The sequence below is a fragment of the Nitratireductor sp. PBL-C9 genome (assembly GCF_050877045.1).
In the GTDB taxonomy this organism is placed as follows: domain Bacteria; phylum Pseudomonadota; class Alphaproteobacteria; order Rhizobiales; family Rhizobiaceae; genus Nitratireductor; species Nitratireductor aquimarinus.
This window is the reverse complement of sequence record NZ_JBPAXW010000002.1, coordinates 45,600-60,179: the sequence shown is the minus strand read 5'-3', so window position 1 is coordinate 60,179 and position 14,580 is coordinate 45,600. Positions and strand designations below refer to the sequence as shown.

Below are 14,580 nucleotides of genomic sequence, written 5' to 3'. Positions count from 1 at the left end.
GCAGGGGGCGCATCGCAGCCAGGGCGGCGCGGCGCAACGCCGCCAGGAGCCTTCTTTTCCCCAGAATGCGCGGCGAACGAGCGCGTAAGCCCATGACAGGCTTGCGTTTCCCGTTGATTTCCTGTCATTTTGGGTCAAATCAAGCCTGTTCACGGCTGTCCTGGACATGCGTCATGTTTGCCGGGCTATTCTTCATTCAAGTGAGATTGATTGGTCATGCGTGTTATTCTGGAACGCTCCACCCTTTTGAAGTCCCTGAACCATGTTCATCGCGTGGTGGAGCGCCGCAACACCATCCCGATTCTGTCCAACGTGCTTCTGAGCGCTGACGGCGCGAGCCTGCAATTGAAGGCGACCGACCTCGACCTCGAAGTGACCGAGGCAGCGGGTGCGACAATCGAGCAGGCCGGCGCGACGACCGTGCCCGCGCACCTGCTCTACGACATCGTGCGCAAGCTGCCGGACGGCGCAGAGGTCATGCTGAAGACGGACGAAGACGGCAATGCCATGTCGGTGATGGCCGGACGTTCCAGCTTCCGCCTCCAGTGCCTGCCGCAGTCTGACTTCCCCGAGCTTTCCGCCGGTAATTTCTCGCACATCTTCCGCCTCGACTCGGCGGATCTGAAGGCGCTGATCGAGAAGACGCAGTTCGCCATCTCCACCGAGGAGACGCGCTATTATCTGAACGGTATCTTCCTGCACACGATCGAGTCCGAGGGCAGCCTCAAGCTGCGCTCCGTGGCAACCGACGGACACCGCCTTGCACGCGCCGAGATGGAAGCGCCGGCCGGCTCCGAAGGCATGCCGGGCATCATCATTCCGCGCAAGACCGTGGGTGAGCTGCAGAAGCTGGTGGACGCGCCTGACGTGGCCGTGACGGTTGAGCTTTCGGACACGAAGATCCGCTTCACAATCGGCAGCGTGATCCTGACTTCGAAACTGATCGACGGCACCTTCCCCGACTATCAGCGCGTGATACCGACCGGCAATGACAAGCAGCTGGTGATCGACCGCCAGACCTTCGCTTCTGCAGTGGACCGCGTTTCGACCATCTCTTCCGAGCGCGGCCGCGCCGTGAAGCTGACCATCGCCGAGGGCCAGGTGACGCTCACCGTCAACAACCCGGATTCGGGCTCGGCAACGGAAGAGCTGGCGGCGGATTACGAATCCGACCCCATCGAGATCGGCTTCAACGCCCGCTATCTTCTGGATGTGGCGGCGCAGCTTTCGGGTGGCAATGCACGCTTCCTCCTGGCCGATGCCGGTTCGCCGACCCTCGTGCAGGATGAAGGCGACGAAAGCACGCTCTACGTTCTGATGCCGATGCGCGTCTAGGCGTCGATGGCTCTCCCTTGGTCGAGCAGACATCCGGCAGGCAGCCCGTAGCCCAGGTTCACGTAACCAGGCTTAGCCTGACCGACTTCCGCAATTATCACGCCCTGGCGCTGGATCTCGCGCCGGGCGCCGTGGTTTTGACCGGCGAGAACGGCGCCGGCAAGACGAACCTGCTCGAAGCCGTTTCCTTCCTCTCCCCCGGCCGTGGCCTGCGCCGCGCCAAGTTCGACGATGTTGCGCGCGTGGGCGCTGAAACGGGCTTTGCCATCCATGCAAGGCTTGAAGGGCCTTTCGGCGAATGCGAGATCGGCACCGGCACTGCCGGAATGCAGCCGGGCGCTGAAACCGGCCGCCGCCTGCGCATCAATGGCGAAACCGCGCGAACCGCCGACGCCATGCTCGAATGGGTGCGCGTTCTGTGGCTGACACCGGCCATGGATGCGCTGTTCACCGGGCCTGCCGGCGACCGCCGCCGCTTTCTCGACCGTCTCGTTCTGGCCATCGACCCGGCCCATGGCCGTCGCGCGCTCGACTATGAGAAGGCAATGCGGGCGCGCAACCGCCTTCTGTCGGAGGATTCGCGCGATGCCGGCTGGTTCGACGCCATCGAGACCCAGATGGCCGAAACCGGCGTGGCGATTGCAGCGGCCCGCGCCGAGATGGTGCGCCTTCTGGCGGCGATGAATGAACGCCTGCCCGCCGATGGCCCCTTCCCCACCGCCGAGATTGCGCTCGAAGGCACGATTGATGCGGAGATCGGCCAGAACGCCGCCGTGGATGTCGAGGAAATGTTCCGCCGGCTCCTGCGCGACCACCGCCCGCGCGACCGCGCTGCCGGGCGCACGCTGGAAGGCCCGCACCGCAGCGAGCTTCTGGTGCGCCACGTCCCCAAGGACATGCCCGCCGCACGCTGTTCCACCGGCGAGCAGAAGGCGCTGCTCGTGGGGCTGATTCTCGCTCATGCGCGCCTGACCGGCGAGCTTTCGGGCAGCGCGCCCATCCTTCTGCTGGACGAGATCTCCGCGCATTTCGACCCGGACCGGCGGGCAGCGCTCTTCTCGATTCTGGAAGAGCTGAACTGTCAGGCCTTCATGACCGGCACGGAGGCAAGCCTGTTCTCGGCCATCGAAGGCCGCGCGCAGTTTTTCTCCGTATCGGCCGGCGCGATCCACGAACCACGCTGACACCCTCTCTCCTGCTGGATAAGATCGCCGCATGACCGAGACAACCACATCCCCCACCGCACTTTCCGACACCGAGCTGGAGCGCTATGCCCGCCATATCGTTCTGCCGGAGATCGGCGGCGCCGGGCAGCAAAAACTCAAGAAGGCGCGGGTTCTGGTGATTGGCGCAGGTGGGCTCGGCGCACCGGTTCTGAGCTATCTGGCGGCTGCCGGCATAGGCACGCTGGGCGTGATCGACGACGACACGGTGTCGCTCTCCAACCTGCAGCGTCAGGTGATCCACGACACGGGCAGTGTCGGCATGGAAAAGGTGGAGAGCGCCCGGGCAAGCATTCTCCGCATCAACCCGCATGTGACGGTCGAAACGCATGTGAAGCGGCTTGATACGGAGAATGCCGCCGGCATCATCGCCGCCTATGACATCGTGGTGGACGGCTCGGACAATTTCGCCACGCGCTACCTTCTGGCCGACACATGCGCGGCGGTGGAGCGCCCGCTCGTGACGGCGGCGGTGGGCCGCTTCGACGGGTCGCTGACCGTGCTCAAGCCCTTCGAGCGGGACGGCGACGGCAACCCGCTGCCGGGCTATCGCGATCTCTTTCCCGAACCGCCGCCGGCGGGACTGGTGCCAGGCTGCGCGGAAGCCGGCATTGTCGGCGCGCTGACCGGCGTGATGGGAACGCTGGAGGCGATGGAGGTGATCAAGCTCATCACCGGAGCGGGTGAACCGCTGATCGGCCGCCTGCTGCTTTACGATGCGCTGGCAGCCCGTTTTGAAACCGTGAAATACCGGCGGCGTGCGGGCTGAGATTACCGCTTACCCGTTGCAGTGAGACCCTGCGTGGTTCGACAAGCTCACCATGAGGGTCGTTGTGTCTGGCAGGGAGGCCGGTTCGAATACTCGGGGCAGTTCACCACCCCGTCTACACAGCCCCCCGTCCCTCATGGTGAGCTTGTCGAACCACGCACCACGCGACGGTCAGGAAACCTTGGGCAAACGAAATCGCTGCGCGGCGCACGCCACGCAGTGATCAAGCCCACAAGGCAATGAGTCGTCTGCTCAGACGTTTTTCGGCAGAACCCGGTCCGGCGGGCGATGACCATCGAAGAAGGTGCGGATGTTGATGATGACCTTCTCGCCCATGTCGATGCGACCCTCGATGGTCGCCGAGCCCATATGCGGCAGAATCACGATCTTGTTCTTCTTCGCGAGCTTGAGAAGCTTGGGATTGACCGACGGCTCATGCTCGAAGACGTCGAGCCCTGCGCCTGCCAGCTTGCCCTCTTCGACCAGGCGGATCAGCGCATCCTCATCCACCACATCGCCGCGGGCCGTGTTCACCAGATAGGCGCGCGGCTGCATCAGCTCCAGCCGGCGCGCCGACAGGAGATGGAAGGTTGCAGGCGTTGAAGGGCAGTTGACGGAGATGATGTCCATGCGGGCCAGCATCTGGTCGAGGCTGTCCCAATAGGTTGCCTCCAGCTCGTCTTCGATGGCCGGGGAAACCCGCTGACGGTTGTGATAATGGATCGACAGGCCGAACGCCTTTGCGCGCCGCGCCACGGCGGTGCCGACGCGGCCCATGCCGACAATGCCAAGACGCTTGCCCCAGATGCGGTGCCCCAGCATCCATGTGGGCGACCAGCCATCCCACTTGCCGCCGCTGCGCAGAACCTCTGCGCCCTCGGTCAGACGGCGCGGCACGGCGAGCATGAGCGCCATGGTCATGTCGGCCGTGTCTTCATTGAGAACATTGGGCGTGTTGGTGACGGTGATGCCCTTCTTGGCGGCGGCCACCACATCGACATTGTCGACGCCATTGCCGAAATTGGCGATCAGCTTGAGCTGATCGCCGGCCTGCGCGATGAGGGCGGCGTCGATCCGGTCCGTGATCGTGGGAACAAGAACGTCGGCTTCCTTGACCGCAGCCACCAGTTCGGGCTGCGTCATCCGCCTGTCGTCGAGATTGAGGCGCGCGTCGAACAGTTCGCGCATGCGCGTTTCGACCTGATCCGGCAGCTTGCGGGTGATGACGACGAGAGGCTTCTTCCTGACGGTCATATGGTCTCCAAAATAACGCCCTGTTGATACCTCTTTAACCAAGATACGCGACACTGCAATGCCGAGCCGGGCTGCCTTCTCTCTATCAAGCGGTGGCGGCCAAGACAAAGAAAAAGGGTGGAAGCGCTCGTTCCGCCAGAACAAGGTTACCGGGAGTTCCGCAATGCCGGCCAACGCGCCATTCCGTTCACTGTTTGCAGCCCTTGCCGTCGCCATGCTGGTTGCGACGCCAATGACGACACATGCACAGGCAAACACTGAACCGAATGAGAAGGTCGGCCCGAGCGGGCTGCCCCTGCCCCGTTTCGTCAGCCTGAAATCGAGCCGCGTGAACATGCGCGTCGGCCCCGGGCTGAGCTACGCGGTGAACTGGATGTACATGAAGTCCGGTCTACCGATGGAGATCATCCAGGAATACGACAACTGGCGGCGCGTGCGCGACGCCGATGGCGCGGAAGGCTGGATCAACCAGGCGCTGCTTTCAGGCCGCCGCACGGCCATCGCGGCCCCGTGGTTCAAGGGCAAGGAAGCCGATATCGAACTGCGCGCAGACCCGCAGGAAGACGCGCGCCTCGTGGCCCATATCGAGCCCGGCGCGATCGGCTCCATCAAGCTCTGCAACGGAGACTGGTGCGAAATGGAATTCGCCGGTTATTCGGGCTGGGTGAACCAGTCGCAGATCTGGGGCGCTTATCCCGGCGAAACGATCAAGGATTGATCGCGGGCGGCGAACGCCGCAGCCTCAGAATATCGGACTGAAAAGTGAAAGCAGGGGGGCTGGCGCGTCCTTCGTGCATCCGACTGGATGCACGGCGATCCAGAGCGTTCCCGCTCTTCCTGGAATTGCAAAAACGCTCGAATGCTTGTTTTTGCGCAATTCCGGACGGACAACCGGTTCCCACTTTTCCTGGAATTGCTCTAGTGGCGCTTGCGGCGCAGTCTCACAACGATATCGACATTCGCGATTTCCATACCTTCCGGCGGTTCGGGAAGGTTGCGGACCTCGACGCCACGCGAGGGAATGTCGAACACCGTCTCGTCTTCCTCGAAGAAGAAGTGATGGTGATCGGACACATTGGTGTCGAAATAGGTGCGTGCGCCTTCCACCTGAACGATGCGCAGCATGCCCGCCTCGGTGAACTGGTGCAGCGTGTTGTAGACGGTGGCAAGCGAAACGGAGAAGCCGGCATGCTGGGCTTCCTCATGCAGTGCCTCGGCCGAGACATGGCGGTCGCCGGAGGCGAAGAGGAGATCGGCGAGCGCGATGCGCTGGCGTGTCGGGCGCAGGCCCGCATTCCTCAAACGCTCTTCCAGCGTGACGTTCTGTCCTTCGTTCGAGATAGACAATGAAACCGTCCGTCTTTCCTGTTGCATGAGCCCCGGATTGTATTTCCCGGCTCTGGCTGCAGCATTTTCTTCATCCGACATATATTCGCTCCATTCAAAGCGATCAATAGCGGCAGTTTTTCGGGGGCAGTCATGGCCGGTTTTGCAAATTCCCACAACGGCTGTTTCCAGCAAGAAACAAGCTGTGATAGGGAGAGCGCACAATGACAAGAAAGGTTTCGGCACGACCGGACCATGGACGGGATGGCTTTTGATGGCGCAAACGAAGAACAGCTACGACTACGAAGATCTCCTGGCCTGCGGCCGGGGTGAACTTTTTGGACCCGGCAACGCCCAGTTGCCTGCTCCGCCCATGTTGATGTTCGACCGCATCACCGACATTCAGGAAGAGGGCGGTGAGTTCGGAAAGGGCTATGCCCGCGCCGAGTTCGACATCAAGCCGGACCTCTGGTTCTTCCCCTGCCACTTCATCGGCAACCCGGTGATGCCTGGCTGCCTTGGCCTCGACGCCATGTGGCAGCTGACCGGCTTCTACCTCGGCTGGCTTGGCTTACCCGGCAAGGGCATGGCGCTCTCCACCGGGGAAGTGAAGTTCAAGGGCATGGTCACGCCTGACGTGAAGAAGGTCGAATACGGCATCGACTTCAAGCGGGTGATGAAGGGCCGCCTCGTGCTCGGCATCGCTGATGGCTGGCTCAAGGCCGATGGCGAACAGATCTACAAGGCAACCGACCTGCGCGTCGGCCTGGCCAAGCAGGAAGCCTGATTTTCAATCACTGACTGGCGGCCGACGTTCGGCCCAAGGAGAGCATCATGAGACGTGTCGTCGTCACCGGTCTCGGAATCGTATCCTCGATTGGCAACGACGCAGACGAGGTAACCGCCTCGCTGCGCGATGCAAAATCGGGCATTTCGTTCTCGGAAGATTTCGCCGAACACGGCTTCCGTTGCCAGGTATGGGGCGCACCGACGCTCGATCCGGCTGAGGTCGTCGACCGCCGCGCCATGCGCTTCCTCTCGAAGGGCGGCGCATGGAACCACGTGGCCATGGAGCAGGCGATTGCCGACTCCGGCCTCGAGGAAGGCGACATCACCAACGAGCGCACCGGCATCATCATGGGTTCGGGCGGTCCGTCCACCCGCACCATCTTTGAAGCCGCGCAGACGACCATCGAAAAGGGCTCGCCCAAGCGCATCGGACCGTTCGCCGTGCCGAAGGCCATGTCTTCGACGGCGTCGGCGACGCTCGCCACCTGGTTCAAGATCCACGGCGTGAACTACTCGATCTCGTCGGCCTGCTCGACCTCCGCACACTGCATCGGCAATGCGGCGGAATTGATCCAGTGGGGCAAGCAGGACATCATGTTCGCCGGCGGCCACGAAGATCTCGACTGGACCATGTCGAACCTCTTCGACGCCATGGGCGCCATGTCCTCCAAGCACAACGACACGCCGGCCACGGCCTCACGTGCCTATGACGCGACGCGTGACGGCTTCGTCATCGCTGGCGGCGCGGGCGTTCTGGTTCTGGAAGAGCTCGAGCACGCCAAGGCGCGCGGTGCGAAGATCTATGCCGAGCTGACCGGCTATGGCGCGACCTCCGACGGTTTCGACATGGTTGCTCCTTCGGGTGAAGGCGCGGTGCGCTGCATGAAGCAGGCGCTCTCCACGGTGACCGGCGATGTCGATTACATCAACACGCATGGCACGGCGACGCCGGTGGGCGATTCCCGCGAGATCGAAGCGATCCGCCAGGTGTTTGGCGACAAGATCCCGCACATCGCATCGACCAAGTCGCTGACCGGTCACTCGCTCGGCGGCGCAGGCGCACAGGAATCGATCTATTCGATCCTGATGATGCAGGCAGGATTCATTGGCGAGAGCGCGCACATCACCGAGCTCGACCCCGAGTTCGAGGGCGCGCCGATCGTGCGCAAGCGCATCGACAACGCCAAGATCGATACTGTGCTTTCCAACTCCTTCGGCTTTGGCGGCACCAACGCCACGCTGGTTTTCCAGCGCTACGCAGGTTGAGATAAGGTCCATGGACGGTTTGATGAAGGGTAAGCGCGGCCTCATTATGGGGGTCGCCAACGACCATTCGATTGCCTGGGGCATTGCCAAGAAGCTTGCCGAACAGGGCGCGGAGCTTGCCTTCACCTATCAGGGCGATGCTTTTGGCCGCCGTGTGAAGCCGCTGGCCGAGAAAGTGAACTCCAAGCTGCTCTTCCCGTGCGACGTGGAAGACAGCGCTTCCATCAACTCCGTCTTCGACGGTCTGAAGGAAGAGTGGGGTTCTCTCGACTTCATCGTTCACGCGATCGGTTTCTCCGACCGCAACGAGCTGAAGGGCCTCTACGCCAACACCACGCGCGAGAACTTCGTGCGCACCATGGTGATCTCCTGCTATTCCTTCACGGAAGTTGCCCGCAAGGCGGCTGAAATGATGGACAATGGCGGGCAGATGCTGACGCTGACCTATGCGGGTTCCACCCGCGTCATGCCCAATTACAACGTGATGGGCGTGGCCAAGGCCGGTCTTGAGGCAAGCGTGCGCTATCTGGCGAGCGACTACGGCCCGCGCAACATCCGCGTCAACGCGATCTCGGCAGGCCCGGTGCGCACCCTGGCTGGTGCCGGCATCTCCGACGCCCGCTACATGTTCTCCTACCAGCAGCGCAATGCGCCGCTGCGGCGCACTGTGGTGATCGACGAGATCGGCGGATCGGCGCTTTACCTCCTGTCCGACCTGTCGTCCGGCGTGACCGGCGAAATCCACTATGTGGATTCCGGCTACAACACCGTTTCCATGCCCACCATGGAAGAGCTGAAGCGGATCAGCGCCGCCACCGGCGACGACTGAACCGGAACAGATCGGCCCGCTACTTGCGGGCCCACAAAACCTTGAACACCGTATCGCGGCGCAGCTCACCCTGTGCCGCGAAATGCTTTTGGAGGCTCTCTTCATAGGGAAGCTGCCTGTTGGCGACGAGGAACAGCCGCCCGCGCGGCTTGAGCGCCTTTGCCGCCGCCGCGATCATCGCATGGCCCATATCGGGCTCCGCAGCCCGGCTGCGATGGAAAGGCGGGTTCATCAGGATCACGTCATAGCGCTCGTTCACCGGCTCTCCCAGAAGGTCCTGCCAGAAGAAGCGCGCCGGCATCTGCGGCGCCCTTGCGGCCATGTTGCGCCGCGCCGCCTCCAGAGACGCGTGATGCGCCTCATAGAGATCGATACTCTTCACCTCCGGTGCGCGCTCGGCCGCGGCAACGGAAAGATAGCCCCAGCCGGCCGCGAAATCAGCTATCGCGCCTGACAGATTGTCCGGCAGGCATTCAACGAGAAGCGCCGAGCCCGGATCAATGCCGTCATCGGAAAAGCCGCCGGCTGCGGTGGCGAAACCGTCCGCCTCGCTGTCGCCGGCGCTCAGCTCGGCCATCAGCGCAGGCTCCAGCCGCTCAGGCCGGCGCAACCAGAACACGACACCATGATGCTTGGAGGCATGATCCTCAAGCTCCACCAGCGACGCCATGCGCTTGCGCACGCTGCCGCCGCCGTCTTTCTTGGCGCAGGCCGCAATGATGAGCGCGCCGGCGCGTGTCCGGTTCAAGGCCTCGGCAAGGCGCTGTTCGTTCTCACGCCGGTGCCTGCCAAGCAGGACAAGCGCCATGTCATAGCCCTCGCCCACCGGCTCCGGCTCCACGGTCACGCCAGCCTGGCTGAGCGCCAGATAGTCGGGCCGATAGCCCTGAATGGCCGTGAGACTTCCCGAGAAGTCGGATGGCAGCAGCAGGCCGCCCGGTGCGCCCAGAAAAAGCACACGCTCCCCCTCGCCCGGCGGATCGATCAGCCCGCGCTCGAATGGAAACAGAAGGGTGGGAAGCGGTGTGTCGGTCATGGATGCGGTTCCGGATATGAAAACGGGCGCGACCTGAATGGCCGCGCCCGCATGTTGGTTCAGAAGGGAAGCGGGATCAGCCCTCGGCGTCCTCGGCCTCTTCCTTCTTCTTCTCGCGGACGATTTCCTTGCCCGTCTCCTGGTCGACGACCTTCATGGAGAGGCGAACCTTGCCGCGCTCATCGAAGCCCATCAGCTTCACGAACACCTTGTCACCTTCCTTGACGACATCGGTGGTCTTGCCAACGCGCTCCTGCGCGAGCTGCGAGATGTGCACCAGACCGTCGCGCGGACCGAAGAAGTTCACGAATGCGCCGAAGTCGGCGGTCTTGACGACCGTGCCTTCGTAGATCTCGCCCACTTCCGGCTCTGCCGTGATGGAGTGGATCCACTTCTTCGCTGCCTCGATTTCCTTGGCGTTGGAAGAAGCGATCTTCACGGTGCCGTCGTCCTCGATGTTGATCTTGGCGCCGGTCTTCTCGACGATCTCGCGGATCACCTTGCCGCCGGAACCGATCACGTCGCGGATTTTGTCGGTCGGGATCTGCATGACCTCGATGCGCGGAGCGAACTCACCCAGCTCACCACGGCTCTCGGAAAGGGCCTTGGCCATCTCGCCGAGAATGTGCAGACGGCCGTCCTTGGCCTGGTCGAGGGCGATCTGCATGATCTCCTCGGTGATGCCATCGATCTTGATGTCCATCTGGAGCGAGGTGATGCCCTCATCCGTGCCGGCGACCTTGAAGTCCATGTCGCCGAGGTGATCTTCGTCACCCAGGATGTCGGAGAGAACGGCGAAGCGCTCGTCTTCCTTGATCAGGCCCATGGCGATGCCGGCAACCGGCTTTGCCAGCGGCACGCCGGCGTCCATGAGGGCCAGCGAGGTGCCGCAGACGGTTGCCATGGAGGACGAACCGTTGGACTCGGTGACCTCGGAAACGACGCGCAGCGTGTAGGGGAACTGGTCCGCTTCCGGCAGCATCGGGTGGATGGCGCGCCATGCGAGCTTGCCATGACCGATCTCACGACGGCCGGGCGAACCCATGCGGCCCGTCTCGCCCACGGAGTAGGGCGGGAAGTTGTAGTGCAGGAGGAAAGCCTCCTTGTAGGTGCCGGTGAGCGAGTCGATGAACTGCTCGTCTTCGCCGGTGCCCAGCGTTGCAACCACGAGGGCCTGCGTCTCACCACGGGTGAAGAGCGCGGAACCGTGCGTGCGCGGCAGAAGGCCTGCCTGGGCTGCGATCGGGCGAACCGTCTTCAGGTCGCGTCCGTCGATGCGGCCGCCGGTGTCGAGGATGTTCCAGCGAACGATCTTGCCCTGCAGGCTCTTGAAGACCGTGTTGACCTGCTCGGCCGACCACTTGGTCTCTTCCTCGCCTTCCGGCAGGAGCGTCTCTTTCACCTTCGCCTTGGCGGCGTCAACGGCATCGTAGCGCTTCTGCTTGTCGGTGATCTTGTAGGCTTCGCGCAGATCGCTTTCGACGATCTTGAGCATCTCGCCTTCGAGCTCGGAGAGATCCGGCGGCGTGAAGTCGCGGGGTTCCTTGGCGGCAACTTCGGCGAGCTTGATGACCGCGTCGATGACCGGCTGGAAGTTCTTGTGGCCGAACATGACGGCGCCGAGCATGACGTCCTCGGGGAGCTGCTGAGCTTCCGATTCCACCATCAGAACGGCATCGCCCGTACCGGCGACGACGAGGTCGAGCTTGGTCTCTTCCATCTCGTCGACATGCGGGTTGAGGACGTACTCACCACCGATGTAGCCAACGCGCGCTGCGCCGATCGGGCCCATGAAGGGAACACCGGAGAGCGTGAGCGCTGCGGAAACGGCAACCATGGCGACGATGTCCGGATCATTCTCCAGATCGTGCTGCAGCACGGTGGCGATGACCTGGGTGTCGTTCTTGTAGCCATCGACGAAGAGCGGGCGGATCGGACGGTCGATCAGGCGGGAGACCAGCGTCTCCTTCTCGCTCGGACGGCCTTCGCGCTTGAAGTAGCCACCCGGGATCTTGCCGGCGGCAAAGGTCTTTTCCTGGTAGTTGACGGTCAGCGGGAAGAAGTCGAAGCCCGGCTTCGGCTCTTTCGCGGAAACGACGGTTGCGAGAACAACGGTCTCGCCATAGGTGGCGAGCACTGCGCCGTCTGCCTGACGGGCAATCTGGCCGGTCTCAAGAATGAGCGGACGACCGCCCCATTCGATCTCAACTTTGTGGTGCTTGAACATATCTTGTCCTTTTGCGCCGAAGGGTGCGCCAACGCCTGGCTGCGCGTCTCTCCGGCTCTGCTTCGTTGTCGGACGAGCCACGGGCAAGACAACGGGAGGCTTGGGTTTGGCCGGCTCTGTGCCGCAAGCATCCTGCAATCCTGCCCCATGACCTGTCCATTAGGGCCTCGGCTATCCGGTCTTGCAGGCATGAGATGGCGGCAAAGCCGCCGTCGCAATCATGCCTGGCCGGAGCCGTGAGACATGCAAATCTTTCGCATGCCCAAATGAGACCGGCGGACACCCCTTGGTATCCGCCGGCCAAATCAGCTTAGCGCCGCAGTCCGAGCTTCTCGATCAGCGTCTTGTAGCGGCCTTCGTCCTTCTTCTTCAGATAGTCCAGAAGACGGCGACGCTGGGAGACGAGCTTCAGGAGGCCACGACGGGAGTGATTGTCCTTCTTGTGGTCCTTGAAGTGCTCGGTGAGGTTCTTGATCCGCTCGGTCAGAATAGCGACCTGGACTTCCGGAGAACCCGTGTCGCCCTGAACGGTGGCAAATTCTTTCAGCAAATCCTGTTTGCGCTCTGCAGTAATCGACATCGGCTTCCTTTCTGGAATTTAGGGAAAAGGGTCGCCCTCAGCCGGGATGTCGTCCAGCCGGGGCCATTCAACAATGCGCACTCAAGGCGCAATGATGGCTGGCATATAGGCGAAATCGCATGCGATTACCAGCCCAAACATTGTCCGTTGCGCCGCCGCTCAGCCCGCCGCTCAGCCCTGGGGCTCCTCGCCGCGCGCCGCTTTGGTGAGATCCGGCTCGAGCCTGTCGACCGGAATCTTGAACACGCATTCCAGCCCGTCACGGTGGAAGACACGTGAAATCTCCGCGTCCAGCGTACCGCCCACCATGCGATCGATGATCTCCGTGCCGAAACCGCGACGGTTTGTGCGCCGGCGCGCCCGCGCCACATGTTCACGCCAGTTGATGACCAGCATGTCGTCCCTGATTTTCCAGGTGATGTCGAGACGCCCGTCATTGTTCGAAAACGCACCATACTTGGCGGCGTTGGTCGCCAGTTCGTGCACGGCAAGACCAATAGTCTGGGCCGGCTGGTTTGCGAGACGGAATTTCGGACCGTTCATCGTCAGGCGATCAGGGCTGTCGGGGCGGAACGGATCGACCTGCACCGACAGAAGTTCATGGAGTTCCACGCCGGCCGCACCGCCGGCGATGAGCAGATCGGTGGACCGCGCAAGACCGTACAGACGCTTCTGGAACGCATCCTGGAAACCGGCGAAGGTGCGCGAACTGCGCGCCGTCTGCTTGGCCATGGACGAAACCACGGTGAGCTGGTTCTTCGAGCGATGCGCCACCTCGCGCATGAGAAGACGGATCTCGTTTTCCGCCTGCTCTCGGTCAAGCGCGGCTTCGGCAAGTGCAGAGGACACGGTTGCGACCTCGGCAATCGGATATTCGATGGCGTGGACCGGTTCGCCCGCCCCCAGCCGTCGCGCATCACGTGCAAGCCGGCGCACCGGCCCGGCGATCTGCCGACCGAGAAGCCATGCCGCGAATGCGCCGATGGCGATGACCAGAAGACCGCCAGCCAGAAGCATGCGCAGCGAATAGCGCATGGGCTCCTCGATCGTCGTGGTGGAAGCCCAGACCACGGATTTCCAGCCGCTGAAGCCCGATTCATCGATGATCGTGATATAGGTGCCGCCCTCCCGGCCCTCCGCTGGCTCCGCCTCGCGGTAGATGCCATCGCCCTCCAGATCCAGGAAGAACGGCTTCCCGACCTCCGAAGACATGAAGGACGAAGCGACAACGGTGTTGTTCTTGTCCACCACCGAGGCGTTCCAGCCGCCACGCAGCATCTGCTGGGACAGCACGTCCGTCAGCGTATCCGCATAGCGCGTCATCACGAGCGTGCGCGGTGGTCCGGAATCGGGAAAGAACGGCTTGACCACCTTGAAGCTCCACTTGCCGGCGAGCTTGCCGAACAGAACGCCCGAGGTGACCGTGGCCTTGCCCTTCAATGCCGCCTCGGCGACCAGAGGATCATCAAAGGGCTGCAAAGCCTCGCCAAACGGCACATTCGTGTTGAGGAGCGGTTTGAAGTTTTCGTCCAGCACGCGCAGGTTGGAGCCACTGCCCGCCAGGGCAAGCTTGGCGCGGTAGTAAAAGTCCTCCATGTCGCCCTCGGTCAGCGACGGCGTGGTGGAGAGGACGCGCAGCGTGGTGTTCATGCCGCTCAATTCGCGGTCCACCGCCTCGGCGATGGAACCGGCCATGGCTTCGGCCAGTGTCGTCACCACTTCGCGCTGTGCTTCATTGTTGCGTTGAAGCAGAACGACCGAAACCCCGATCGCGGGGATGATGGTGACCGCGATCAGGAGGAACAGAAAGAAGCTGATTGGTTTGGGACCTGAGACAAACGCCCCTATGCGCTCAGACAGTGTTCCCCGAGACGCGCTATCCGTTGACTGCATGCAATTCGCCCGACCCTAGCCTTGTTTGTGTACACAATGCACGAAACGGCCAA

General features: G+C 62.6%; 13 protein-coding genes. 7 read left to right on the top strand and 6 right to left on the bottom strand.

Annotation, left to right across the window (positions count from 1 at the left end):
• Nucleotides 1-216 precede the first annotated feature (216 nt).
• From dnaN to ACRTG1_RS04200, 3 genes are read left to right on the top strand one after another with little or no spacing between them, the layout of a single operon-like run.
• On the top strand, nt 217-1,335 hold the full coding sequence (dnaN, locus tag ACRTG1_RS04210; RefSeq protein ID WP_206544368.1) for a DNA polymerase III subunit beta: 1,119 nt from the start codon (nt 217-219) through the stop codon (nt 1,333-1,335).
• Nucleotides 1,336-1,352: 17 nt separating this feature from the next.
• Complete coding sequence (recF, locus tag ACRTG1_RS04205; RefSeq protein ID WP_420507348.1) at nt 1,353-2,519, top strand: DNA replication/repair protein RecF; 1,167 nt, start codon at nt 1,353-1,355, stop codon at nt 2,517-2,519.
• A gap of 31 nt (nt 2,520-2,550) precedes the next feature.
• Complete coding sequence (locus ACRTG1_RS04200) at nt 2,551-3,327, top strand: molybdopterin-synthase adenylyltransferase MoeB (protein ID WP_432515788.1); 777 nt, start codon at nt 2,551-2,553, stop codon at nt 3,325-3,327.
• 252 nt (nt 3,328-3,579) lie between these two features.
• Here the strand turns inward: ACRTG1_RS04200 and ACRTG1_RS04195 are convergent, their stop codons facing one another.
• Nucleotides 3,580-4,581, bottom strand: a complete 1,002-nt coding sequence (locus ACRTG1_RS04195) for a 2-hydroxyacid dehydrogenase (protein WP_113153834.1) — start codon at nt 4,579-4,581, stop codon at nt 3,580-3,582.
• 163 nt (nt 4,582-4,744) lie between these two features.
• Here ACRTG1_RS04195 and ACRTG1_RS04190 point away from each other — a divergent pair, with 163 nt between their 5' ends.
• Nucleotides 4,745-5,299 carry an SH3 domain-containing protein gene (locus tag ACRTG1_RS04190; protein WP_113153833.1) on the top strand — a complete coding sequence of 185 codons (555 nt, stop codon included), beginning with the start codon at nt 4,745-4,747 and terminating at the stop codon, nt 5,297-5,299.
• Nucleotides 5,300-5,499: 200 nt separating this feature from the next.
• Here the strand turns inward: ACRTG1_RS04190 and irrA are convergent, their stop codons facing one another.
• A complete protein-coding gene (gene irrA, locus ACRTG1_RS04185; RefSeq protein ID WP_236042250.1) occupies nt 5,500-5,928 on the bottom strand; it encodes an iron response transcriptional regulator IrrA in 429 nt (142 codons plus the stop codon).
• Nucleotides 5,929-6,181: 253 nt separating this feature from the next.
• On the opposite strand from irrA, the gene fabA reads away from it, so the two are divergent.
• From fabA to fabI, 3 genes are read left to right on the top strand one after another with little or no spacing between them, the layout of a single operon-like run.
• Nucleotides 6,182-6,694, top strand: a complete 513-nt coding sequence (gene fabA, locus ACRTG1_RS04180; protein WP_113153832.1) for a 3-hydroxyacyl-[acyl-carrier-protein] dehydratase FabA — start codon at nt 6,182-6,184, stop codon at nt 6,692-6,694.
• A 47-nt stretch (nt 6,695-6,741) separates the two neighbouring features.
• Nucleotides 6,742-7,962 carry a beta-ketoacyl-ACP synthase I gene (fabB, locus tag ACRTG1_RS04175; RefSeq protein ID WP_113153831.1) on the top strand — a complete coding sequence of 407 codons (1,221 nt, stop codon included), beginning with the start codon at nt 6,742-6,744 and terminating at the stop codon, nt 7,960-7,962.
• Nucleotides 7,963-7,972: 10 nt separating this feature from the next.
• Nucleotides 7,973-8,791: an enoyl-ACP reductase FabI gene (fabI, locus tag ACRTG1_RS04170; RefSeq protein WP_113153830.1), complete on the top strand. Its 819-nt coding sequence runs from the start codon at nt 7,973-7,975 to the stop codon at nt 8,789-8,791.
• A 19-nt stretch (nt 8,792-8,810) separates the two neighbouring features.
• On the opposite strand, the gene ACRTG1_RS04165 is transcribed toward fabI, so the two are convergent.
• The 4 genes from ACRTG1_RS04165 to ACRTG1_RS04150 form a co-directional block, all read right to left on the bottom strand.
• Nucleotides 8,811-9,827: a class I SAM-dependent methyltransferase gene (locus ACRTG1_RS04165; protein WP_206548778.1), complete on the bottom strand. Its 1,017-nt coding sequence runs from the start codon at nt 9,825-9,827 to the stop codon at nt 8,811-8,813.
• Nucleotides 9,828-9,903: 76 nt separating this feature from the next.
• The gene (pnp, locus tag ACRTG1_RS04160; protein WP_113153828.1) at nt 9,904-12,054 is read right to left on the bottom strand and encodes a polyribonucleotide nucleotidyltransferase; all 2,151 of its coding nucleotides are present in this window, start codon (nt 12,052-12,054) and stop codon (nt 9,904-9,906) included.
• 310 nt (nt 12,055-12,364) lie between these two features.
• On the bottom strand, nt 12,365-12,634 hold the full coding sequence (rpsO, locus tag ACRTG1_RS04155; protein WP_113153827.1) for a 30S ribosomal protein S15: 270 nt from the start codon (nt 12,632-12,634) through the stop codon (nt 12,365-12,367).
• Nucleotides 12,635-12,805: 171 nt separating this feature from the next.
• A complete protein-coding gene (locus tag ACRTG1_RS04150; RefSeq protein ID WP_113153826.1) occupies nt 12,806-14,527 on the bottom strand; it encodes a sensor histidine kinase in 1,722 nt (573 codons plus the stop codon).
• Between the last annotated feature and the right edge of the window lie 53 nt (nt 14,528-14,580).